20 protein-coding genes and 5 pseudogenes are annotated in these 21,969 nt (G+C 67.6%); 10 read left to right on the top strand and 15 right to left on the bottom strand.

Annotation, left to right across the window (positions count from 1 at the left end):
- Window positions 1-32 precede the first annotated feature (32 nt).
- From AB5J53_RS04990 to AB5J53_RS04975, 4 genes are all read left to right on the top strand, one after another.
- The gene (locus tag AB5J53_RS04990; RefSeq protein ID WP_369244410.1) at window positions 33-392 is read left to right on the top strand and encodes a hypothetical protein; all 360 of its coding nucleotides are present in this window, start codon (window positions 33-35) and stop codon (window positions 390-392) included.
- A gap of 158 nt (window positions 393-550) precedes the next feature.
- Window positions 551-1,225, top strand: a complete 675-nt coding sequence (locus AB5J53_RS04985) for a hypothetical protein (protein ID WP_369244409.1) — start codon at window positions 551-553, stop codon at window positions 1,223-1,225.
- 838 nt (window positions 1,226-2,063) lie between these two features.
- Window positions 2,064-2,366: a trypco2 family protein gene (locus AB5J53_RS04980; RefSeq protein ID WP_369244408.1), complete on the top strand. Its 303-nt coding sequence runs from the start codon at window positions 2,064-2,066 to the stop codon at window positions 2,364-2,366.
- Window positions 2,367-2,373: 7 nt separating this feature from the next.
- The gene (locus tag AB5J53_RS04975; protein WP_369244407.1) at window positions 2,374-2,838 is read left to right on the top strand and encodes a trypsin-like peptidase domain-containing protein; all 465 of its coding nucleotides are present in this window, start codon (window positions 2,374-2,376) and stop codon (window positions 2,836-2,838) included.
- 411 nt (window positions 2,839-3,249) lie between these two features.
- Here the strand turns inward: AB5J53_RS04975 and AB5J53_RS04970 are convergent, their stop codons facing one another.
- Both AB5J53_RS04970 and AB5J53_RS04965 read right to left on the bottom strand, forming a co-directional pair.
- Window positions 3,250-3,948 carry a methyltransferase domain-containing protein gene (locus tag AB5J53_RS04970; RefSeq protein WP_369244406.1) on the bottom strand — a complete coding sequence of 233 codons (699 nt, stop codon included), beginning with the start codon at window positions 3,946-3,948 and terminating at the stop codon, window positions 3,250-3,252.
- 388 nt (window positions 3,949-4,336) lie between these two features.
- Window positions 4,337-5,041, bottom strand: a complete 705-nt coding sequence (locus AB5J53_RS04965) for an SDR family NAD(P)-dependent oxidoreductase (protein ID WP_369244405.1) — start codon at window positions 5,039-5,041, stop codon at window positions 4,337-4,339.
- Window positions 5,042-5,120: 79 nt separating this feature from the next.
- Here AB5J53_RS04965 and AB5J53_RS04960 point away from each other — a divergent pair, with 79 nt between their 5' ends.
- Both AB5J53_RS04960 and AB5J53_RS04955 read left to right on the top strand, forming a co-directional pair.
- The gene (locus AB5J53_RS04960) at window positions 5,121-5,480 is read left to right on the top strand and encodes a winged helix-turn-helix transcriptional regulator (protein WP_369244404.1); all 360 of its coding nucleotides are present in this window, start codon (window positions 5,121-5,123) and stop codon (window positions 5,478-5,480) included.
- A gap of 148 nt (window positions 5,481-5,628) precedes the next feature.
- Window positions 5,629-5,910 (top strand): annotated as a pseudogene (locus AB5J53_RS04955) (site-specific integrase); the annotation flags it as partial.
- 28 nt (window positions 5,911-5,938) lie between these two features.
- Here the strand turns inward: AB5J53_RS04955 and AB5J53_RS04950 are convergent.
- The 5 genes and pseudogenes from AB5J53_RS04950 to AB5J53_RS04930 form a co-directional block, all read right to left on the bottom strand.
- Window positions 5,939-7,177: an IS256 family transposase gene (locus AB5J53_RS04950; protein WP_369251977.1), complete on the bottom strand. Its 1,239-nt coding sequence runs from the start codon at window positions 7,175-7,177 to the stop codon at window positions 5,939-5,941.
- 770 nt (window positions 7,178-7,947) lie between these two features.
- On the bottom strand, window positions 7,948-9,060 hold the full coding sequence (locus tag AB5J53_RS04945) for an MBL fold metallo-hydrolase (RefSeq protein WP_369244403.1): 1,113 nt from the start codon (window positions 9,058-9,060) through the stop codon (window positions 7,948-7,950).
- A gap of 458 nt (window positions 9,061-9,518) precedes the next feature.
- The gene (locus AB5J53_RS04940) at window positions 9,519-9,758 is read right to left on the bottom strand and encodes a hypothetical protein (RefSeq protein WP_369244402.1); all 240 of its coding nucleotides are present in this window, start codon (window positions 9,756-9,758) and stop codon (window positions 9,519-9,521) included.
- Window positions 9,759-10,293: 535 nt separating this feature from the next.
- The gene (locus tag AB5J53_RS04935) at window positions 10,294-10,800 is read right to left on the bottom strand and encodes a hypothetical protein (protein WP_369244401.1); all 507 of its coding nucleotides are present in this window, start codon (window positions 10,798-10,800) and stop codon (window positions 10,294-10,296) included.
- Window positions 10,772-11,350: pseudogene (locus AB5J53_RS04930) on the bottom strand (transposase); the annotation flags it as partial. The pseudogene AB5J53_RS04930 and the gene AB5J53_RS04935, both read right to left, overlap by 29 nt.
- A 124-nt stretch (window positions 11,351-11,474) precedes the next feature.
- On the opposite strand from AB5J53_RS04930, the gene AB5J53_RS04925 reads away from it, so the two are divergent.
- Window positions 11,475-11,753 (top strand): hypothetical protein, encoded by a 279-nt coding sequence (locus AB5J53_RS04925; RefSeq protein WP_369244400.1) that lies wholly within the window; start codon window positions 11,475-11,477, stop codon window positions 11,751-11,753.
- A 356-nt stretch (window positions 11,754-12,109) separates the two neighbouring features.
- Here the strand turns inward: AB5J53_RS04925 and AB5J53_RS04920 are convergent, their stop codons facing one another.
- Window positions 12,110-13,279 carry an alpha/beta hydrolase family protein gene (locus AB5J53_RS04920; RefSeq protein ID WP_369244399.1) on the bottom strand — a complete coding sequence of 390 codons (1,170 nt, stop codon included), beginning with the start codon at window positions 13,277-13,279 and terminating at the stop codon, window positions 12,110-12,112.
- A 95-nt stretch (window positions 13,280-13,374) separates the two neighbouring features.
- Here AB5J53_RS04920 and AB5J53_RS04915 point away from each other — a divergent pair, with 95 nt between their 5' ends.
- On the top strand, window positions 13,375-13,989 hold the full coding sequence (locus tag AB5J53_RS04915) for a TetR/AcrR family transcriptional regulator (RefSeq protein WP_369244398.1): 615 nt from the start codon (window positions 13,375-13,377) through the stop codon (window positions 13,987-13,989).
- A 610-nt stretch (window positions 13,990-14,599) separates the two neighbouring features.
- Window positions 14,600-14,704, top strand: a pseudogene (locus tag AB5J53_RS04910) (IS5/IS1182 family transposase); the annotation flags it as partial.
- On the opposite strand, the gene AB5J53_RS04905 reads toward AB5J53_RS04910, so the two are convergent.
- The 7 genes and pseudogenes from AB5J53_RS04905 to AB5J53_RS04875 form a co-directional block, all read right to left on the bottom strand.
- Window positions 14,682-15,209, bottom strand: a complete 528-nt coding sequence (locus AB5J53_RS04905; protein WP_369244397.1) for a hypothetical protein — start codon at window positions 15,207-15,209, stop codon at window positions 14,682-14,684. The pseudogene AB5J53_RS04910 and the gene AB5J53_RS04905 sit on opposite strands and share 23 nt — an antisense overlap.
- A gap of 317 nt (window positions 15,210-15,526) precedes the next feature.
- Window positions 15,527-15,625 (bottom strand): annotated as a pseudogene (locus AB5J53_RS04900) (IS5/IS1182 family transposase); the annotation flags it as partial.
- 51 nt (window positions 15,626-15,676) lie between these two features.
- Window positions 15,677-16,030 carry a hypothetical protein gene (locus AB5J53_RS04895; RefSeq protein WP_369244396.1) on the bottom strand — a complete coding sequence of 118 codons (354 nt, stop codon included), beginning with the start codon at window positions 16,028-16,030 and terminating at the stop codon, window positions 15,677-15,679.
- 65 nt (window positions 16,031-16,095) lie between these two features.
- Window positions 16,096-16,296 (bottom strand): annotated as a pseudogene (locus AB5J53_RS04890) (serine/threonine protein kinase); the annotation flags it as partial.
- A gap of 192 nt (window positions 16,297-16,488) precedes the next feature.
- Window positions 16,489-16,983 carry a lamin tail domain-containing protein gene (locus AB5J53_RS04885; protein WP_369244395.1) on the bottom strand — a complete coding sequence of 165 codons (495 nt, stop codon included), beginning with the start codon at window positions 16,981-16,983 and terminating at the stop codon, window positions 16,489-16,491.
- Window positions 16,984-17,282: 299 nt separating this feature from the next.
- Window positions 17,283-18,437: an RNA-guided endonuclease InsQ/TnpB family protein gene (locus AB5J53_RS04880; RefSeq protein WP_369244394.1), complete on the bottom strand. Its 1,155-nt coding sequence runs from the start codon at window positions 18,435-18,437 to the stop codon at window positions 17,283-17,285.
- 10 nt (window positions 18,438-18,447) lie between these two features.
- Window positions 18,448-19,686, bottom strand: a complete 1,239-nt coding sequence (locus AB5J53_RS04875) for an SEC-C metal-binding domain-containing protein (protein ID WP_369244393.1) — start codon at window positions 19,684-19,686, stop codon at window positions 18,448-18,450.
- A 235-nt stretch (window positions 19,687-19,921) separates the two neighbouring features.
- Here AB5J53_RS04875 and AB5J53_RS04870 point away from each other — a divergent pair, with 235 nt between their 5' ends.
- The gene (locus AB5J53_RS04870) at window positions 19,922-21,964 is read left to right on the top strand and encodes an AAA family ATPase (RefSeq protein ID WP_369244392.1); all 2,043 of its coding nucleotides are present in this window, start codon (window positions 19,922-19,924) and stop codon (window positions 21,962-21,964) included.
- Window positions 21,965-21,969: the final 5 nt, after the last annotated feature.

Here is a 21,969-nt window from a genome sequence, read left to right as displayed (position 1 = left end):
CTTTGTCAGTGCCGGCCACTACGGTCCGCGGTATGACGTCGATCCCTCACTCCAATTCAGCACGGTGGCTGCTGGAGGTCACCGCCGCCGCAGCCCCCGCAGACCCGACCGCCTTCGAAGAGCAGCGTCAACTGCTGCGTTCCGTCGCCGCTTTCCACCGCGCCTCGCGGACGTGGTGCACGTACATTGGCGCGCTCGATGTCCGGGCGCTCAAGGTCCTGCAGCGCCTGTACGAGGCAGCGCAGCGGTTCGGGACCGCGGTGCGCGTGCAGGTGATCGCCGCCCCGGACACCTGGAACGGGCCGTGTTTCACCGAGGCAGGCGAACTGGCGGATCTCGCGGCGGCAGAGGCCGACCGGGGACGGCAGCTCGGTCAACTTCCAGTCTCCTGACACGGGCGCGGGCGGCAGGATCAGACGCGGTGTGAATTACCGTCTGCGCGTCCTACGGAGACGGAGTGTGTGCTCCTTCGCGTGGCACCCCGCGCGGTGTGGTGACGATCGGCTGGGGCAGCATACGTTCAGCCGTTGCCTGCTCGTGAGGGGTCGTCATGCGTTCCACTGCCCGCGCCGCGTCGTCCATGCTGCTCGCCGCCGTATGCGTGGCCGGCTGCTCGCCTGGCTCGCTCGGTGGAACGACCGCGTCCCCGAACGGGACGCCGGCGGCAGGCCCGTCGGGAACCCGCGGCGCGGGCGGAGCATCCGGATCGGGCATCGCGGTCGGGGCCGGGCCGCAGGAGACGTACACGGTGCAGCAGCAGCCGGATGCGGGCTCCTGCCACTACCGGTACGAAAAGGGGGAGCCGCTGGAGGATCCGAAGTGCACGCCCGGCGCGATCTCCCCTGCCGTCACTCAGGCGAACCTGAGGACCACGATCTGCCGCAAGGGCGGCTACACCTCCGGCATCCGCCCCTCTACGTCCGTCACCGGCAAGGAGAAGGAGTTGAACGCCGCCTCCCACGGCTACACCGGGCGCCTGGGGGATGCCGAGTACGACCACCTGATCAGCCTTCAGCTCGGCGGCGACCCCAACGACCCGCGGAACCTGTGGGTCGAACCCCCGGACCCCGGGCACAAGTCGGGGATCGGGGTCAACAACAAGAAGGACCCAGTGGAGACGAAACTGCACACCGCGGTCTGCTCCGGCAAGGTCACCCTCACCGCCGCGCAGCAGGCCATCGTCACCGACTGGACTACGGCACTCAGCAGTCTTGGTCTCGGCTGAACGGCCGACACGCGGGCTGCGGAAACAGCTCTGAACATCAGCGCGCCGCCGATCTCGATCAGAGCTGCGCGCGCTGAAAGGGCGGGCCGAGGCTCGGAGACGCGTGGCCGGTGAAGAGTTCTCGCAGCGCGAGATCGTGAAGGCGCTCAGCAAGCCGCCCTATTCGATCAAGTTCCGGGGCCAGGGCATCAGTGCCTGGGTCCCGCGTCGCCTGTTGCTGTCGCGTCGGCCCAGGTGGCTGGACGAGCCCTACCGTCCCAGTTCAAGAGACCACTCCGCGTCTATCCAGTGCCCCAGCGGCCTGGGATAACCCGGTTGGCAGATCGCGCACATGGCGACCTCCCGGGCCGCCTGCCAGGGGCTTGACGGTCGGAAAACAGAAACGGCGGTCCATGGATCGCAGCGGTCCGTGTACAAGGCCCGCCAGCTCAGTTTGTCGACGAACACCGAGCTGCCCGGCAGCTGGTTTCCCGAGGATGGAAACGCCATCGTCATCGACGAGGACCTACGGGCCCAGTCCCGGGGCCGGAGTAGTGCTCCTGCATGACGCCACCATCGGCGAGTGGTGTGAACGCGGCAGGACAGACGTGGTGGGTTAGGCGCAGGGAACTGCTGGCGGGTTCTGCTCCTAACGACCGGCCTGCGTGCGCCGCTGGCCTGGGGTCTCAGCAACTTCTCAAGAGGAGTAACAACCCTGGAGCATTTTTCTGTTGTTTTGTACCGGAAAATGGCGATAGCTGCAGTCATGCGCTGATACTGATGAACTGTCAGCCATTGTGTAGTGCTATCGAGCGGGTAGTAAATGGGGCTCAGGTAGCTCATCAGGTGGGAGGCGCTCGTGGCGGACGAACCGGGACTGGCAGTCGTGCTTGAGGGGCTGCGCGACGAGCTTGAGGAGGCCTGGCGAACGGGCCGGGACCGCGAGGTGCGGTTCCAGGTCACCGGGGTGACGCTCACCCTGGAGACCGTGACGCGGCAGGAGAAGGACGGCTCGGGAAGGATCCGTTGGTATGTCGTGGAGGCCGGCGGTGGGGTGAAGGCCGGCGGCGAGCGGACCCAAACGCTCGTGCTGTCGCTGGAACCGCTCATGGACGGCAAGTCGTTGACGGTGCACGGCCAGCAGCCCGTGCCACCCAGGTAGCGGCACGATGACGGACTCGTTGTGGGAGGACCGGCTCGTCGAGGTATGGGCTGCGCCGGGTCGGTCCGGCTCGGGGGTGGCTTTCGGTGCCGCTGGTGTGCTCACCGCTCTGCATGTGGTGGGCAAGGGGTCGCCTGTCCGGGTGCTGGCACGAATCGTGCGCCGAGTTGGCATGGACTTGGCCGGGCAAGCTGTCGCGCCGTGGGTGCCGATGCGTGTGGTGGCCGACGATCCGGACTGGGACTTGGCGGTCCTCGAAGTGAATTCGGACGATCCTGGCGCAGTTTTGTGGCAGGCCCCGGCCTCCGCCAGGCCGCGGCTGGCCGAGGTGTCAGGCGCCGCCGAGCTGGCATGCGAGAGTGTTGGGTTCCCCGACGCGAACGTGCAGGGTAGCCCGGGGGCCCGACCCGGCGACTGGGTACGGCAGAGCGAGCATGCCGTCGGGGTGCTGTTGCCGATGGGTACTCAATGACCGAGTCAAACAGCGGGGCCCCGCCCATCGATTGAGGACGGCGCCCGCGCGGTACGAAGGCTTTGAAGTCTGGCCTCATCCTTATCAGGTCCATCACGGGGGCCTATCAACGTCGGCCAACGGCCCCTGCGCCTCGGCTGATCATCCCCTGGGGTCCGGCCTCGACCGCCGCTGTTCGTGCTTGTTGGTGTCAGCCGCTGATGTCATCAGCCGCAAGCCGCAAGCAGTCGTAACGACATCATGTTCACGTCCTTGAGGAAGAGCCATGAACAGCAAGTTCGGCTCTGACTAGAAGCCGAAGAAGTGAGGGGTCGGGTCTCTGACTGTGCCCCTCCGACCAACAAGCCCCCTCGGACGGCCCAGGAGCGGCCCGAGTGGGGGTGTCGAGTGTTGGTGAGGGAAACGGAGCAGCTAAGGGCGGCGTAGCCGGACGGCCAAGAAGTAGGGCACGGTATGGGTCTTCTCGTACCGGCGCGGATCGATTTCGCGCGCCTCCTCCATGGCCCGCGGCTCCACCAGTTGCTCCAGCACGAACCCGGCGCCGAGCAGCTCCCCGAGGAACTTCTCCAGCGTCATCCGCCGATAGTGGATGGTGAACCCCCCGTCGAGAGGGGCTTCGACGCGCTCGTTGGCGAAATACGAGCCCCCGAACCATGTCCACTCAGCGGCCGGGTGCGTGGTGGATACGAGCAGCGCTCCACCGGGGCGCAGCACGCGCCGCAGCTCGGCGAGCAGTTGCTTGCGCGCCTCAATGTGGTGATAGACCAGCGCCATCACCGCAAGGTCGAACGAGGCGTCCTTCAGGAACGTCAACGGCTCCTCCAGGTCATGGTGGTGCAGCTCGACCCCCTTCCCGAGCCGCTCGCGCGCGGCGCGCAGTAGTGTCTCGCTGCCCTCAACCCCGATCACCTTCGCCGCCCCGCGGTTCCGCAGCTCGGCTGCGTAGTGCCCGGCTCCGCATCCGACGTCCAGTGCCCGCATCCCGCCCACGTCCCCGGCCAGTTTGAGCATGGCCGGCCGATCGGTGTGGGCGTTGGAGGCGTTGTTCGTGGCAAGGGCTGCGAAGTAGTCGCCCAGTTCTCCGTGGTAAGCAGTCTCGGCTCGCGTCATTCCGTCACCTTTGCACCAACACCATGCACGTTCCACAGAGTTGGATCAGCTCGTTCGAGGTGAAAGGCTGAGGGTGGTGAAGCGTCGATGGCTCAGACAAGCCAGCGCGCTGCAGCTGACGGGCCTGCGAAGTCCCTGACCCTCTCGATGCGAGCTACCGGCGGGGCGGTCGCTGGGGCCCGCTCGGCTGATCAGACGGTCATGCGGCGCTGCCGCGGTTGGGTCCGGTCGGGACGGTTGCTGTACCTCGCTGCTGTACGGCCAGACCGGCGGCCCACGATCCCCGCTTTAGGAGCGAGGTGAGGCGAGTGCCGCTCTGACCTGCGAAACGCCCACCTGGGCGGACAGTGCGGATCTCGCGAGCTCGAAAGCACTCGCCAGCTAGCCATCAGGCGGATTTGTGGCGGGCGCCGCCCTCGATGTGGATCGTCTCGCCGGAGACAAAACCCGCACGGAGGAGCCACACCACCGTGTCGACGACGTCGTTGGTTTCGCCGTAGCGTCCGACGAAGGTCCCGGCCGCGCTCTTGCTCAACAAGCCTGTCTTGTTGTCACCAAGGCGATCCCATGCGCCCGAGTCGACGACACCAGGCGAGACGGCATTGACCCGTACCGGCGCTAGATCCGCTGCAAGGTGGCGCACGGCGTACTCGACCGCACCGTTCGTGACCCCCTTGACGAGTGATCCCGGCCCAGGGCGCCAGCCGACAACACCGGAGAACAGCACCATTGACCCGGTCGGCCGCAGTACCGATGCGAAGTGTTTGGCGACCAGCATCGGGCCGACCACCTTCGCCGTGAACGCAGCCAGCAGCTTGTCGCGATCCAGCTCGGTCGCGCGAACATCGTGCGGCGCCGAACCGGTCGTCACGATGTGGTCAATTCCCTCCTTCAGCCGCTCCGCCGCGGCCGCGAGCGTCGACTCGTCCTGCAGATCGACCCGCACCGCGGTGGCGCCGATCTCGCGCGCCAGCACGTCGGCCGCAGCCAGATCGCGGGCACCGACAACAACGTCGTACCCGTCCTCCACCGCACGCCTCGCGACGGCCGCGCCGAGCGCCCGTGCACCGCCGATGACCAGGATCCGCTCCATGCGTCTCACTCCCTCTCGTAGGATCGGGTGTAACGGTATGGATTTGATACCGGTATCTTCAACGGAACTGGGAGCAGCAATGGGCAAGGCGTACAACGTGATGGCGGCGACCTGCCCGAGCCGCACGGTGCTGCACCGTATCGGCGCCCGCTGGACGGTGTTCGTCGTCAACGCCCTCGACGACGGACCTCGCCGCTTCACCGAACTGAAGGGGCATATCCAGGGCATCACCCCGAAGGTCCTGACCGAAACCCTGCGCTCCCTGGAAGCCGACGGTTTGATCAGCCGCCACGAGTACGACGAGAACCCGCCCCGAGTCGAGTACGCCCTGACACCGCTGGGCCGCTCTCTGCTCATCCCACTCCGCGCCGTACGACTCTGGGCCGAAGTGCATGTCCCGGACATCGAGGCGGCCCGAGCCCGCCAGCCGATTCTCTGATCCGTGAGTCGACTGGCGGCATGAACCGGAGCGGCAAGACCATCGCCACCGCCCTGCCTCAACCCACCACTTACCCCAGCTTCCATCCCGTCCGCCGTCGGCCCACACACCGTGGAGCGGGCGTGGTTCATGGCGTCCAGGTGGAGCGCGCCACGACCGCCGGGGCCTGAAGGTGCGTGAGGCAGCCGCGGACCGTCCGGTCCCCATCCCGCCCGTCCTTGTCGCCATCCTCCGGGCGCACCGGAAGGAGTTCGGGACTGCCAAGGAAGGGCGGGTGTTCGGTAACGAGCGCGGGGGAGTCGTCGGCTCATCCACATACTGGCGCGTGTGGGAGGAAGCGCGGGAGTACGCCCTCCCGCCGGAGCGGGTCGAATCGCCGTTGGCCGGGCGCCCGTATGACCTGCGGCATGCGTGCATCACGGGGTGGCTGGTCGTGTCCCTCGTCGTGGTGTTGGGGATCAACTGGCGGGCGTGTTTGGAGTGTTGGGCAGCGCCGGGTCGCTTTCGGGGAGTTCGCGGTAGATCTCGCCCATGCTGCCTTCGGGGAGGTAGCGGCGGGGAAAGGCGATCCATTCGTCGTGCATCTCGAAGAGCACGGCGGTGACCAGCCGGATGAGCGCGTCGTCGTTGGGAAAGACCTGGACGACATCGATCCTGCGCTTGATCTCCCGGTTCACCCGTTCCAGCGGGTTCGTCGACTGGATCTTCTTCCAGTGCCGCGGCGGGAAGTCCGCGAACGCGGTCAGATCCTCCTTCGCCTCCAGCAGCATCGCTTTGACCTTGGGGAACTGGGTGCCGAGCATGTCTGCGACGGTGTCCAGCTGCGTGCGCACGAGGCCGGCGGTGGGCTGGGTGAAGATCGTGCGGATCGTCGCGGCGACCATTTCACCGGAATCCCGGTCGATCACGCTGAAGGCATTTCGCAGGAAATGAACCCTGCACCGCTGCCAGGCGGCGCCGAGCATCACCTTGCGGACCGCAGCGACCAGCCCGGCGTGCTGGTCGGTGATGACCAGGCGAACCCCGGACAGGCCGCGCTCTCGCAGCGAGCGCAGGAATTCCTTCCAGAACGCCTCGCTCTCGCTGTCGCCGACCATCAGGCCCAGGACCTCGCGGTTGCCGTCCTCGGTGATGCCGGTGGCGACGACCACGGCCCGGGAGACGATCTGATGGTTCACCCGCGCCTTGCAGTAGGTCGCGTCCAAGTAGACGTAGGGGAAGCGGACGTGGTCCAGCGGGCGGGTGCGGAATGCGGTCAGCGGCTCATCCAGCATCGTGCAGATCCGCGAGACCTCGGACTTGGAGATCCCGCTGTCCCCGCCCAGGGCTTTGACCAGGTCATCGACGCTGCGAGTGGAGACGCCATGCACGTATGCCTCCATGATGACCGCGTAGAGGGCCTGGTCGATGCGGCGCCGGCGCTCCAGCAGGCTGGGGAAGAAGCTGCCGGTGCGGACCTTGGGGATCTCCAGGTCCAGGTCGCCGGCCAGCGTGGTCAGCACCTTCTCGCGGTGCCCGTTGCGGACGTTGGTCCGCGTCGGCGTGCGCTCGTTCCACTCCGCACCGATGTGAGCACTCGCCTCGGCCTCGATCAACTCCTGCACCATTCGCTCGGCGATGGCGCGGATGAGCTCGATTCCGTCGGTCGAGCGTAGTGACTCAAGCAGCCGTATCAGTTCAGACTGGGACAGGGCCATCGTGCACTCCTCGTGGTTGAACTGGGCGTTCACCAAGGAGAGTTACGCGATGGCCCACCTCCTGTTCAGGGAGCGGTCCTCACCCGTGGAAGTGCGCCCCGGGCAGACGCCCGCGCACTCCCAGCCACTGATCCCGTACACCACGACAAGGGACACCATCGGGTGGCTGAACGCCGGCGTGCCGATCGCGGAAGTGGCCCGGCGTGTCGGCAACTCCCCGGAGGTGATCCACCGGCGATACCACGGATGTATCGATGGTCACGAGGAAGTCGCCAATGCCCGCATTTGCTCTGGCGATGCAGCAAGATGGAGATGAGTAACCGACTCCTGATTGGTGACGCCGGAAACGTGATGCGCCATCCCCGCGTCACCCGCTGTTCTACAAGGTGTCTACCCACGTTAACGAGGCTGTGGCGCGAGATGCTGGTCTGGGCGTGGGACAGCCAGGCTTCGGAGGGTAGTGACGTGCGAGCTCGGAGAACTGTGCTGAGACTCCGGCCCAGCCGCCCATGAGTGGGGCCCGGCCGCTGCGGAAAACAGGGGTCTTCCGTTTTGACTAGCGGAGGCGTAGGTTCCGGTTACCCCGCGACGGCGCCTTTCGGGGCGCTGGCCCGCCAGTTCCGGGACGGCGGGCCTCGCGGGGGCCAATTGCTGGTCGCGGCCGTGTGTTGGCAGACAGTATTCGCTGCCCGGGCGATACCACCAACGGGGGGATTACCCCCGCACGAGGAGATCTCTTCGAACCCACTGTCGGCCTGGCAGAGTCGGGCTCAGGGGAGGGTGCCGAAGGGGCCGAGGACTTTGTGGTCGAGCCGCAGGGATTCGACCATGGTCCAGGCGTTGTCGAAGGTGAAGACGTCGGCGCCGCCGAGCCGGCTGGTCCAGGCCGGGGTGACGGCGTCGGCCGTGGTCTGGGTGAGGATGTCGAGGTACTCCTTGAACACGGCCCAGGGGTTGCCCGGGTACTTGGCGAAGAGGGGTCCCACGTTGACGAATTCGGTGATGGCCTTCCTGCCGTAGTGCTCCAGGTCGCGCAGGTACTCCTGCTGGATCTTGATGTCCTGCCGGGTACCCAGACGGGTCAGGTGCCCGCCGATGTAGGTCTTGAAGTCGAACTCCAGGAGCTGGTTGTGCGCGTTGAGCCAGCCGGGGATGTTGGTGGACACGACGAGGTTCCTGAACGGGACCCAGCCGGGGTAGACGATGTCCACGACGTTCAGGACCCTCTGCCGCGGCGCGTAGATGAACAGGTTGTCCTGGCTGTGGTTGGGGCCCTTGTAGTGGAGCTCCAGGACCTGGTCGTCCACCTCTAGACGGTAGCGGCTGGAGACGGAGCGGTTCGGCATCGGCGGCCGGCTGGACTCGGGTACCTGCTTCAGCAGGTGGGCGGTCTGCTCGTGAGCGATGATCACTAGCTTCGGGAGGCTCGCGTCGCGGAGCTTGTCCGCCGCGCCGATGTGGTCCGCGTGGTAGTGGGAGTACACCAGGTGGCTGATACGGGCACCCGGTGCCACCTCCTCGATCGCGCGGAGGATGTTGCCCCCCAGCGTCGGGGGAGCGTCCACGACGATGACACGCTGCCTCTTGTCCTGGTGACGTTTGGTCACCAGGAACATGATCTGGTAGAAGCCGTCCGTCAGCCAGTACAGCCGCGTGCCGATCTCCTGGACCAGATAGCCCTTCGCGGGGATCTGCGGACCGATTGCGGTGGGCGGAACGGGCGCGTACGCGCCCGGTGCGGCAGTGGCCGCAGCGGGGTTTGCGAGTACGGACTGCAGCGCGGGTACCGACGCTGCCAGTGCCGAGTACTTCAGGAAGCTGCGACGGCTGGCCGGGTCGTGAGCGACGGGGGGAATGGGTTCCCCGCCAGGAGTTGTCGTCATGGCCTCTCCCAGAGGTGTGCGTCCGAATCGACGGGTGTGGCAGCCCTCCTGCCGTCAGAGCAGCCCACTGCAACCCGTAGCCGACGCAGACTGGAAGGGCGGGGCAAATCTAGGTGCTGCACCGCGCTTCATCGATGAGCCACGCTGAGCAACGAGACCAGGGACCTGCCGATGGTGGACGTGATGTGGCTTCGTCGGCAGTGCGGGCCGTTCACCTGCGGCTGTGACCAGGTTCAGCTGGATCCGGCCGCACCTGCAGCTGCGCAAGGGGTGAGTCAGCGGGACGGCTCGGCGTCGAGGTCTCCGGCTTCCCGGGGACCGGGGTCGTCCTGATCTGTCCAGATGCCGAATAGGTCAACGGGCAGTCTTTGCACAGGATGGCGGGGCCGTGCGAACACTGCGGGCCGCCAGGACACGGGCACGATGTCCTGGCGGCCCGCAGTTGGACGGCACGCGGGTCAGGAGCGCTGCACGGCCCCCGACACGAAGAACTGCACCAGACTCGCGGCGAGGTGCACCGCCATGACCGCCTCCTGCACGGTCTCCTCCCGAGTCTCCTGCAGGTTGCCGTGACGGCTGGTCTGCCCCGTCCACAGCAGGTCCATCGTGCTCTCGACCACCGTCAGGCCCTCGGCGCCGGACTTCCCGGCGATCGGCACGCTCAGTTTGGCCCGCACTTGGCGGAACTCGCCGAGCATCGTACCCAGCGTGGTCCGCCATCCACCAGGCGGCTTCGCTGGCTGCCCTGCTTGAGCAGTTCCCCGACAGTGGATGGAAGTGGGACGACTTCGAACACTCGTCCCCCTGACCGGTGTCCTCACGGAATGTGTGCCTGAACCGAGAACGGGCAGCACTTGTCGACGACTTCGGAGAGCGCTTGTCGATCGCGGTGTCGGAAAATGTCGATGAGAACTGACACCACCCGGGTAAGCGGGTGGGCCTTCCTCGGTGCCGTGATGATGGCCGACCTTCTGCCCGGGTCAGCGAATGCGGCAATTATCGAGGAGGGGCCCGCCTACCGGCCGGGGTGACTGACCGGGTCGACGACCGCGGAGGGATGCCGGGAGACGCCGCCGTGATCGAGGTCCGTGAGGGCCGGGTGCTGATGGTGCGGCGGGGGGTCAACGAGGGCTGGCCATGCCGTACGCGGCGACGTCTGGGATCGCCACTGCTGAGACTGCGTCACGTAAAGGAGCCCCCGCCAGACTTCTCACCGGGCGGGGGCAGGGTCAGTCAGTCGAGGTCGATCGTGAAGCGCCTCGTGCCCGTAGCGATCGTGTCGGCGTGGACCGAGCCACGAGCCCGGTCGTAGTCCCCGGTGCCGCCGGTGATCGCGTTGTCGAACGAAGGGGGAGGGATCGTCGGGAGGCCCTGGGTGAGGATGCCGAAGACCATCCCCTGCACGGTGAGCTGGCCGCCCGGGAGGTTGTAGGTCACGACGCACTCCTCCGCTCCGCCGTTGTCGACCCGGGTGGTGGTGCAGGTGCCGTTGGTCTCGCCGACCTGCTTTTTGTCGTCCTTGTCGAAGAGGATCGAGCGGAAGGCGGTCCGATCGCCCTGGGCGGGGGCGCCGCCGGGGTTGACGGGGAAGCGGGTCTGCTGCGCGAGGTGGCCGATGACTGTGATGACCCGGCCTCTGCCCTTGGCGTGGGCGGAATCGGTGTCCGTAGCGGCGGCCGCGACAGGGGTGCAGGCGAGAAGGCCCGGCCTGCCACTGGCCCGCGGTGATGAGCCGTTCAACGACTCCTCGGAGCTGGGCGGCGGTGATCGCGGTCGCGTCGTCCGTTGGGCCGAGCCGGACCGCGTCCAGGATCGAGGTCCAGGACGTGGCGCCCGGCTCCAGCACGGCGACGAAGGAGTAGGGCCAGCCCGGGATGAACTGCGACGCCGTCTTCGCCCGGCCGTAGACGTGGCAGAACAGCCGCTCCGCTGAGCACGGCGCGTCCGAGCGAAGCCACGGCGACACATCGACCGCCAGGACCAGGCGCCCGCCGTCGAAACGCGGCAGCGGCAGGCCGGCCAGCACCGTCCGCAGGCGGTCGACGTCGATCCGGCCGTGGTTCAGACCGCCGTACATCGCTCCGTGCCCGCGACGATGCTCGGGCAGCAGCGTCAAGTCCACCGGGGACTTCACCGCACCGTCCGCACACAGCACCGCGTCCACCAGCTCGAACAACTCGTCGCGCCGGGCGGTCAGACACTCGTAGAACTCGCCCCGGAAGCGTGACGCCTCCGCGAACGCTTCCCTCCGGACAGCATCCGGCAGCAGACTCACCCTCACGGCCTTCATCGTGGTCACGTGCACCTTGGTCGGAGCACATGATCAGATGAAGGCCGCCCCCACGTCCGGCGAATCCCCAGGTGGGTGACCTCGTTCGGGGAGCAGTTCGAGACGAGCGTCTTACTCTCTCAGCGTGCCTTCTCTCCTGGACCTTCTGCAGTCCCTTGAAGAACAGCCTGCCGAAGCGGTCATCTACGCGGCCAAGCCATGGACGGCCGCCTCAGACGCGGCCGTCGCAGCATTCGACGCGCCGCCGCACGACCTTGCCTATCTACTCGAAGTCGAACTGGCCCAAGACGTCCTCGACGTGTGGTCGTCCTGGCGGCACGGAGCCCGGCCCAGCCCCTTGGAGAAATGCCAGGCAGTCATCCACTACGCCGAGCACGACGCATACCTGGACGCACATCGCTGAACACCACCACACAGCAACAGAGGCTTCGGCCGTCGTTGATAAAGAACAAGCTCAGAAGCTGTTTCAGAACCGCTGATCTGTGACGTTCCGTGAGTGAATCTGCATGAAGGGGTATCGGTTCGCGTCCCCGGGTTCATGTCTCCGCTGACCACGCGTATCCGCAGGGTCTTCTGACTCGCGGGCCTGCTTCCCGCACCCGGCTTTGGGTGACCGTGGCGGAGACGACGCAAGGCGAGCTGGCCCCGTGACACGGCCCCGGAATCCCCCTACCCCTGAGTGGCAAGGCGCGCGGGCGGGGCGTGGAGGCGATGACACCGAGAGAGATCGTCCCCGTGCCCTCGGAGCGGCCTGCGAGGTCAGCTGGCGAGCACGGTGTCGAGCCAGTCGAAGGTGCGCTGGTGGAACAGGTAGATCGCGCCCTCGTGGCAGTGCTCGCCGGCACCTTCGTCCTCCCGGAAGGAGATCAGTTCCTTCTGGCAGGTCAGCTGGTCGAGCAGACGCGGCGGCTGCCCCTTGAAGAACACGTCGTTCAGGGCGTCGAGGACGAGGGTCGGGCAGGTGATGCGGTCGGCGATGCCCGCCAGGGTGTATGCCTCGGTCGCCTTGACCAGCTGGTCGAAGTCGGGCACGCCGAAGGTCCAGCGGCCGTTGCGTACCACCCATCGCACCATGGTGTTCTGCGCCATCAGCGCCTCGATGCCACCGGGGGTCGCGGCGGCGCGGTGGGCGGTTGCTTGGGCGACTTCGTGGAAGTCGTCGACGCCGTCGTGCAGCACGAGCGCGGCGATGCGGTGCTCGAAGGCGGCCGCCCTGGCGGCGAGGTAGCCGCCCAGGCTGGTGCCGACCAGGACGAGTTGTTCGGCATCCACCTCGGGCACGGTAAGCGCGAAGTCGACGACCGGGGTGACCACGGCCTCCCAGTCGTACCGGAAGTGCAGGCCCTGGTCGCGGACGGTGCTGCCCTGGCCAGGGCCGTCGAAGGTGAGGACGTTGTAGCCGCGCCGCAGCGCGCCGGCAGCCAGCGCGAAGTAGTTCTCCTCCAGGGTGGAGTCGTAGCCGCCGTGGTAGATGAGGGTCGGGCGAGGGGTGCTCGAGTCGTCGACGAGGAACAGGTAGCCGGGCAGCGTGGTGTCCTCGTACGGGATGCGCAGGGCGCGGGCCGGCGTGTCGAGCAGGGCGGCCGCGTCGGCGAAGGTCTGCTGGGAGGCCTTGGCCAGCCGCGCCGACTCGGCGTCGTTGGCGGGGTCCTCGCGGTGGTAGAAGTCCGCGGTCCGGTAGTAGTTCGACGCGCGCAGCAGCGCCTCCCGGGCGCTGACCCGGTGACCGGCGGCCAGCGCGTCCCGGCCGGTGCGCTCGATGCGCGCCGCCGTCGAGGCCCACTGGGCCGACCAGGCTTCCTCGTCTCCCTCTGGGATCTGCCGGCAGGTGACAAGGACTTCGCCGAGGTCGGCGCCGGCGTAGGCGGCGTAGCCCGCGGCCCGCAGTGCCTCGAAGGAGAAGGACTCGTCGTCGTAGAGGAACTTCATCTCCGGCTCCCTTCGATGAACGGAACGGAACCGTTCCGTCTTACTCATAGAGTAACACATGGAACGGGACCGTTCCGTTCGCTATGCTTGGGCGCATGGCAGAGCAACAGAAGAAGGGACGGCCGGCGACCGGAGGAGCGGTCCTGCGGCAGCGGGTGACCGACGCGATCACCGAGGCGGCCTTCGCCGAACTCGCCGAGGCCGGGTATGCGCGGATGTCGATGGAGGCGGTGGCCCGGCGTGCCGGTGTGGGCAAGGCCGCGCTCTACCGGCGCTGGTCCTCGAAGCAGGCGATGATCGCCGAGTTGATCCGCAGCAGGGTCACCCACACACTCCCACACACGCCGTCCACCGGCGACTTGCACAGTGACCTCCGCGAGCTGCTTGCCACCTTCCGCAGTCAACTGGCCAATCCGCTGCTCGCCCGGATCTGGGCCGGACTGCTCGCCGAGGCCAGTCACGACGACGCTCTGGCGGAGGGGCTCTACACCGGAGTGACCGCACCGCGGCGCGCGGCGGCGCGCACCATCCTGCAGGCCGCGATTGACCGCGGCGAGCTCCCCCCCGGCCTGGATCTAGATCTCGGCACCGACCTGCTGATCGCACCGCTCGCATTCCGCGTACTGGTCCTACAGGGCAGCAGCGACGATGAGTATCTGGACACGCTGACCAATGCCATCGAGGCGGCGCTGAAAGCGGCGGTCCGCTGACCTCGCCATTTAGGTTGGGGCGGAGTCAAGCGGCGGCCGGAAACGCGAAAGTGCCTCCTGAGCCGGGACGATGAACCCTGTCGAGGGGTTCTGTCGGCCCGAGTCGAAGGCACTTTCTGCATGAAGGGGTATCGGTTCGCGTCCCCGGGTGCATGTCTCCGCTGACGGAACCTGGGCTTCAGCACAAGGCGGCGGAGGCCAGGCGGATCGTCTGTGGCTGCTGCATCCGAATGCGTATGGGCCTGGGCTTGCCGGCCGCCTTCACCGGCTCGACGGGGTGGGATGACGTGCGCGGTGGTCGGGGAGGCTTGGTGAGGCGGCGGACCATGAGGGTGATGAAGGTCCAGGTGATGTGGGCTTCCCGTTGACTGAAAGCCGTCCACATCGGGCGAAGGGGGCCAGGTGACTCGGACACACCAGACCCGGGAGGTATGCGAAATGCAGATCGCCGCAACGGCGCTGTGTGTCCTGCGCGAGCAGCCTGAATCGCTCACGCTGTAGTCACTGGAGAGCCGGATGACGGGAAACCGTCACGTCCGGTTCGGCGGGAGGCCGCGCGGAAAAGGACCTGCTACGGCAGACCCCTCACCGTGCGGCCGACCCATCCGCCTGGCTGATGAACTCCCGCCGTCTGGCCCGGGACTACGAGACTCTGCCCGCTACCAGCGAGGCGATGATCCGGTGGTCGATGATCACACGGATGAGCCGGCGTCTGGCACGGCCACGGGCCGCCGGCCGGCACTGCACGCCCCCGACGCCTCCAGGAGGAGCCAACCGCGCTCCGCCAGGCGCCGGGCTTTCGACCGCAACCCCTCGGCCTTCGCCGGCGTCGCCCCAAGGCCCAGCTCCACCGCGATCTCCTTGGCTCGAAGCGGCCCGTGACCCGTGGACCGCTGCTGGTCCAGCACGCCCAGAATCCGCTGATAGTCCGGCGCCAGAACTGTCACCGGCAGCCCCTCCCTCCAGGGCGGCACCGTCGAGCCCGGCACCGGCGCGAGCGACGGCGCCGCTTCCTCCTCCGCCTCGGTCCCGGTCCCGGACTCCGCCGCAGAGACCGCCAGCGCCTCGACCAATTCCTCCCGCGCGATGACCCGCCGGTCCAGCTCGATCTCCGCGGCCTCCAACACCCCGGCCAGCCGCGCGACTTCCTCCCGCAGCCCTTCCACCCGCACCCGGGCCGCTGTCTCCCGCTCCTCCAGCATTCCCAGCACCGACGCCATCGCGCACCCCTCGATCACGGAGCCGAAACAAGACGCCGCATGCCTCCCTCATTCCGAACTAGACCATGCCTGACCAGCGGAAATCAAGCGATCATGTTCGGTTCAGATACGGCTTCTCAGGCCGACAGCAGCCCCCACGCCAGCGCGACCACGCAGGTGAGGGCCCGAATCCGGGCGGGGGTTCGGGCCCTCACATGCCGCGCATCTGCCGGGGGGTGCCTGTGCGCGCTGCCTTCTTCAACGACCTCCGCAGCCGTCAGACACGTCATCCCGCGCCGGCTTCGGAACTACCACCCGTGGGCACTCGTCCTCGCGTCGCGCCGCAGCGCGGTCACCAACTTGCCCAATTGGCGAGGGCTCAGTCCGGTGAACGGGGCTATCCAAGACGGCTCCGACGCCGTGATCACAGCAGTCACGCCGCGATCATCGCACCGGGCCGGCATGCCCCGTCAGCAAGCCTCCCTACTTCAGCGAAACTCGTGGACCACCTGGATCTCGCCGGCAATGTGGGCGTTGAATTCGTCCAGCTCCTCAGCCGGAACCCAGAGCTCGAGGATCGTCCGCCCGCCGGCCTGCTGGACGGGATACCGGCTCAAGAACTCCGACTCGACCTCGAATCGGGTGACGAAGCCGGCACCGTCGTGCTTCACGTTCCAGTCCCGCGCAATCCTGATCGCGTAGTCCTCGTTGAGGACCGGGTAGAAGATCGGCTGCTCGGGAAGCCGGGGCGGCCACGCACGCCAGTTCAGATCGCGGACCAGGTCCAGCTCCTTGGGGCCGGTGGGGCGCCACAGGGTCGTTGTTGGTTGCTGGCTGGTCATGCGAATCGCTCTCTGAACCTGGGAAGCCGCTGGTACGGCCGGTCGGGAGACCGGACCCTACCGGACCGGGCACGGAACTCCGGGTCCTGGGCCTGCACGGAGTGGATCACCTTGACCGCCACCCGTACCCCGTCGGGGGCGACTGCGGCGTGCACAGTGCCCATGCCGCCCGCGCCGAGCCGGCCGACGACGCGGTAAGGGCCGACGCGGGAGGGATCACCGGACCGGGCGGGCTGGATCCGCCCGCCGGAGCCAGCAGCACTCACAGGTAGTCCGATCGTTCAGTGCCGTGGGGCGTCTCGTGTGCGGCCGGATGCCATCCCGTATAAGACGGCGACAGTGCTGCCGCTGCCGAGGGTCGCTGTCTCGGACCGTACGTGGTTTCTTCCGGAGGGCGGGTGGTCAGCCTGTCCCGGGCTGGCCACCTGAGGGCCGCGTCCGGGAGTGCTGGTGGCGTGTCAGCCGTGGAAGGTGACGTAGCCGTTGCGGTCGGGGTCGGAGCCGGTCTTGGTGTAGGAGTGGACGTCTGCCTTGCTGCCGGAGGGCTTGTAGAGGTAGATGGTGTCCTTGTCGTTGTTCCAGATGAAGTTGCAGTTCTGGCGGTAGACGACGTTGTTGGCGTCGGAGTCGGTGCCGCGGCCGCCCCTCAGCTTCACGTAGTCGCCGGGCTGGAGATAGTGGCTGGCGGGGAACGTGAAGTGGTTGCCGGCGGCGTCCTTGACGACGTAGCCCTTGAGGTTGACGGTCGTGCTGGACGAGTAGTTCTTGATCGTCAGGTACTCGTCCTTGGTGTTGCCGGTGGAGCAGCTGTTGGAGTCGGTGCCGGGTGCGTCGTACTGGACACCCTTGACCTTCAACGCGGATGAGTACTCGGTGGCCTGGGCCGGTGCGGCAGCAGCGACGGCGAGCGTGCCTGCAGCGGCGGCAGCAGCCAGGGCGTGGCGCATGGACATGAGGAATCCCCCCTCAGTGGTGCGAATGGAGCGCCAGCAGCATATCCAATCGGTGATCAGCCAGTGATGGCTTGGTGTTGGAATCGTGAAGAGGATGCTTCGCGCGTGGCCTCGTCGACCTCTTCGGCGGGCTGCGGGCCCCGGTCGCCGTCGGAGCGGCAGGAGACTTGCGGCGTGGCGGTGGTTCGCCTGTGGGGCTTGCCGTGCGGGGTTTGCGCGGTGTCAGGTCAACTACCTCGGGCTGAAGCCCGAGGCTTGTAAGTCCTGTCCGCCACTGGCTGTGGCGTCTGGCCTACGTCCTACACCTTGACGGTGTTGGGGCGGTTGACTGCGCCCCGCTGCCACACAGCCTCGCCACGGTGGGCGATGTTGCGGGAGCCGTTGCGGTCCGCGTGCATCACCACTCCGCAGGAGCGGCACGCGAACCAGGCCTGGGACACCCGGTTGGTGCGGTGGGTGTGCCAGCACTCGGAGCACTGGCGGGAGGTGTTGCGCGGGTCGACGAAGACCACGGGCACACCTGCCCGCCGTGCTTTGTACTCGACGAACGCGCCGAGCTGGGCGAAGGCCCACGAGTGCAGCCGGTACCGCTGTTCCTTCTTGGCCGTGACCCTCTGCCGGATGCCCTTCAGCTCTTCCAGGGCGACCCCGTGCGAGGTGCGTTCAGCGGTCTTGACGATTGTCTTGGCGATGTGGTGGTTGGTGTCGGCGGCGAACCGGGCCTCGCGGCGGCGGATGCCTTTCAGCCTGCGCTTGGCGCTTTTGGTGCCCTTGGCCTGCAACTTCTGGCGCAGGCGGTTCATGCGCCGCCGGTAGCGGTTCACCTTCCGCCCGGACATGATCTTTCCGTCCGACGTGGTGGCGATGTTGACGATGCCGAGGTCCACGCCGAGGAAGCCGTCAGGCTCATACGCTGCGGGTTCGGGCAGGTCGATGGTGGCGACGAGATAGAGCGTCCCGTCACGCAGCATCAGGTCGGACTCGCCCTTGCGGTACTGGAGCATCTTCAGTGCCTCGGGCGAGCACACGAACGGCACGCCCTTGATCCGGCCCGCGACGGTCCAGATGGAGACGGTCTTCTCGTCCAGGTTCCAGGTAAGGCACCGGTCGTCGAACGGCTGGGCCGCGTCCTCGCGGAAGACGATCGGCTTGGACTCCGCTTTGCGCCTGGCCTTGCCGGTCAGGTGGCCGGCCTTGATGTTCCCGGCCATCGTCGCGTAGGCGTCCACGACCTTCTTCACCACTCGCACCGCCGGTTGCGCCGACAGATCGAAGGTGGCTTTGAGGTCGTAGTACACCTCGTCCTGCAACTCGTTGCGGCGCTTGAGGCCCTTGTCGAACGCCACCGTGGAGACCCAGTTGGCACCTCGGTTGCAGGCACGCAGGGTCGCGGCCAGCGTGTCGGCGTCATAAGCCGACCGGGGCCGCAATTTCACCTGCGCAACAATCTTCACACAGAAGACCCTAGTAAGCCCGAACAAAGTAGGTCAACTCGGGGCCGCCCTGGGGGCTTTGTGCTGCGCAGCGATGCTGCGGCGCTCCGCGCCGCAAGACCGAGGAAGCCATTCCTCCCCAGCCTGAAGGCCGGGGCATCCTGGCTAGATGTGGGTGAAAGGCGGGGTTGCCGTGGCACTTCTTGTACTTGCGCTCTGCGCCGCACCAGCAGGGGCCGTTGCGGGGTGGTGGCCAGGCATGGGCTTGGCCGCGGGCGGCCAGGTCGGCGGCGTAGGAGGCGCGCAGTCCGCGGGCCGTGGGGTCCTGGTTCTCGTCGCGGGCATAGGCGGTGAAGTCGTCGAGGGTGCCGCGGGCGGTGCCCAGGCGGGGCATGCCCGAGTCCGAGTAGGTGCGCAGGAGCTGTTCGACCTGGCGCAGGTGTACGGCGTGGTCGGTGCCGTAGTCGTCGGCGAAGACGGGCCAGCGGTCGAGGAGCTGGGCGAACTCTTGCGCGGGCCAGAACAGTGCGCAGGTCGTCTCGGGGGCGTGGAGGGCGGCACGGCGCTGCTGGACCTGCTCGGTGAGCCGGGCGTGTTCGGCGCGCGTTGCGTCCAGGAGCAGCTCTTCGGGGTCGGCGCTCTCGCCGTGGGCCAGACGTTGCGGGGCGTGGAGTTCGTCGAGGGAGCGGGCGCCGCGCAGCAGGGCCGGGCCTTGGGCGTGGACCTCGTCGGCGACGTCGTCCCAGTCGTCGTGTACGTCGCCCAGGAGGCGGCGCACCCGGTGGCGGCTGGTGAGCAGCATGTCCAGGCCTGGTGGCCCGGCCTCGACCGTGTCGGCGCTCAGGTCGACGGTGGCGCCGAGGGTGTGGGTGATGCCGGCGGTGAACCAGTTGGCTGCGGTGTGCGGGTCGTGGGCGGCTTCGAAGCTCTCGCCGACGTAGTGCCAGGCCATGGCGTCGTGTGGATGCCGGCCGCGTAGCTCGCGGGCGGCGTCGCGGGCTTCGGCTTCGCGCCCGGCGTCGAAGAGGACGCCGATGCGGTAGGCGGCCACCATGTGGGGTGCGTCGCATGCGGCGTCGTCGGCGAGGAGTTGCTCGTACAGGCTCAGGGCGCGGTCGTGCTCGGCTGCCTCGCACCAGGCGTTGGCTGCCTCCAGCAGGATCTCCTCGCGGTCCTGGGGGTAGGCGGCCGCGAGTTGTTCCAGTTCCCGTGCCGCCTCGTCGGGAGCGGGTGGGGCCCAGGCAGTGGTGCGGTGGCGCTTGGCGGACATACCGGCAGGCTACCGGCGAACACGAAGACGCGGGGCGGGTCTGCCTCGCGGTGGCCTCGGCTGCTCTTTTGTCGTGCCGTTGCACGGCCTCGGCCTGGCGGTCTTGTTGCTCGTTGGGGTGAGCAGATCCTTCAAGTGCGTGACGGGCGCTGCTTGAGGACGCATGGTGATGTTTCCCTACCCCTGGCCACATCAGGTGATCCGCAGCCGTGTGCAATCTCTGGAGAAGGTGAGCGTGCTTAGTCAAGTGCCCCCGGACGCCCCGGAGATGGTCGAGGGTGTGGCCGATCATCTGCTGCACGTCAGCTACGACGAGCGCACGGTGCTGCGGCTGACCGCCACCACGGGCGACGAGGAGAGCATCACCGCGGTCGGTAAGGCCCTCTTCGGAGTGCGGCCTGGGGAGAGTCTGCGGCTTTACGGCGTTTGGGTCCACCATCCGCGCCATGGGAGGCAGTTCAAGGCCGAGCAGTGCGAGCGGACGGTGCCGGCCGATGAACGTGCGATCCGCCTCTATCTCGCCTCGGGCATGATCCGTGGGATCGGGCCGATTCTTGCTTCCGCGATCGTGGATGCCTTCGCCGAGCAGACTCTGAAGGTCATCGACGCCGGGCCGCAGCGGCTTCTTGAGGTGCATGGGATCGGCCAGGTCCGGCTGGGCCGGATCTGCACGGCCTGGCAAGAGCAGAAGGCCATCGCCGAGATCATGGTGTTCCTGCAGGGCCTTAAGATCACCCCGGCGCTCGCCGTGAAGGTTTATACCGCGTACGCCGACACCGATGACGACCCGATGTGCATCGTCCGCCGCACCCCCTACCGGTTGTGCCAGGACGTACGCGGTGTCGGCTTCCACAACGCCGACAGGATCGCCCTCGCCGTCGGCATCCCCAAACACAGCGACGCCCGCCTCCAGGCCGCCCTGCTGCACGAACTCGACCAGGCCGCGGGGAGCGGCCACTGCCACCTGCCGGTGCGCCTGCTGATCGCCCGCACCCGTCAGCTGCTCACCGATGACGACCCCGCGACCACGGAGATCCTCGACGACGCGGTGCTGCGCCACGCTCTTAAGGCCTTGCGTGGTCAGGGCGAAGTGGTCACCGAGACGCTGCCGCTGTCTGTGCTGGATGGCACCGACACGCTGGCCGACACCGAGATCGCCATGCTGGCGCACCGACACCACGACGAGACACAACTCGCCCTCCACGTACGGCGCCTGCTGCGCTCCACGTCCCCGCTGACCAGGCTTGCCTCGTGGGCGGAGCGGCTGTCCGCGCTGACCAGCCAGGAGACGGCCGGGCTGACCGACGAGCAGTACCAGGCGATCCTCACCGCCCTGACCCGCCCCCTGTCCGTCCTGACCGGCGGACCGGGCTGCGGCAAGACGCACACCCTGCGCACCCTGGTCGAGATCGCCGACGAGGCCGGCGCGGTCATCGCCCTGGCCGCCCCGACCGGGAAAGCCGCCAAGCGCCTGGAAGAGACCTGCGGCCAGGCGGCGATGACCGTGCACCGGCTGATCCGGCCGCCCGACGGCGACTCCCTCTTCGACCACGCCAACGTCCTGGAAACCGCCGACCTCGTGAGCATCGATGAGGCATCGATGCTCGACCTCGCCCTGGGCCGCAGGCTCTTCGCCGCCGTCCGCAACGGCTGCCACCGGCTACTCGTCGGCGACATCGACCAGCTCCCCAGCGTCGGCCCCGGCCGCGTCCTGCGCGACCTCCTGGACGTCGAAGACATCCCGCGCACCCGACTGACCAAGGTCTTCCGCCAACACGACGACAGCGCCGCGATCGTCATCAACGCCCACCGCATCCTGCGCGGCGAACTCCCCACAGACGACCCCAAGGCGTTCTGGAACCGACCCCTACCCAGCGCCGACGACATCGCCCAGCGAGTGGTGGACCTGGTCTGCGACATCATGCCGCAGCACTTCGGGGCCCGCCCGCAGGACATCCAGGTCTTGTGCCCGGGCAAGAAGAACATCGCCGGCATGACCGATCTCAACCTGCGTCTGCAGGAGCGCCTCAACCCGCCCTCCGACGACAAGCCCCAGCATTACCACGGCGGGGCCGCCTTCCGGCTCGGCGACCGCGTCCAGCAGGTCCGCAACAACCCCCATCGCGGCGAAGCCGGAGTCTTCAACGGCAGCAGCGGCACCATCACCGCCGTCGATGTCGAAGCCCACCAACTCACCGTTACCTTCCACGACGGCGAGGCGGCCACCTACCCCTTCACCGACCTTGACGAGCTAGGCCGTGTCCGGCGGATCTTGTGACTGCC

Source organism: Streptomyces sp. R41 (assembly GCF_041053055.1).
Classification (GTDB): domain Bacteria; phylum Actinomycetota; class Actinomycetes; order Streptomycetales; family Streptomycetaceae; genus Streptomyces.
This window is presented reverse-complemented; position numbering and strand designations above follow the sequence as displayed.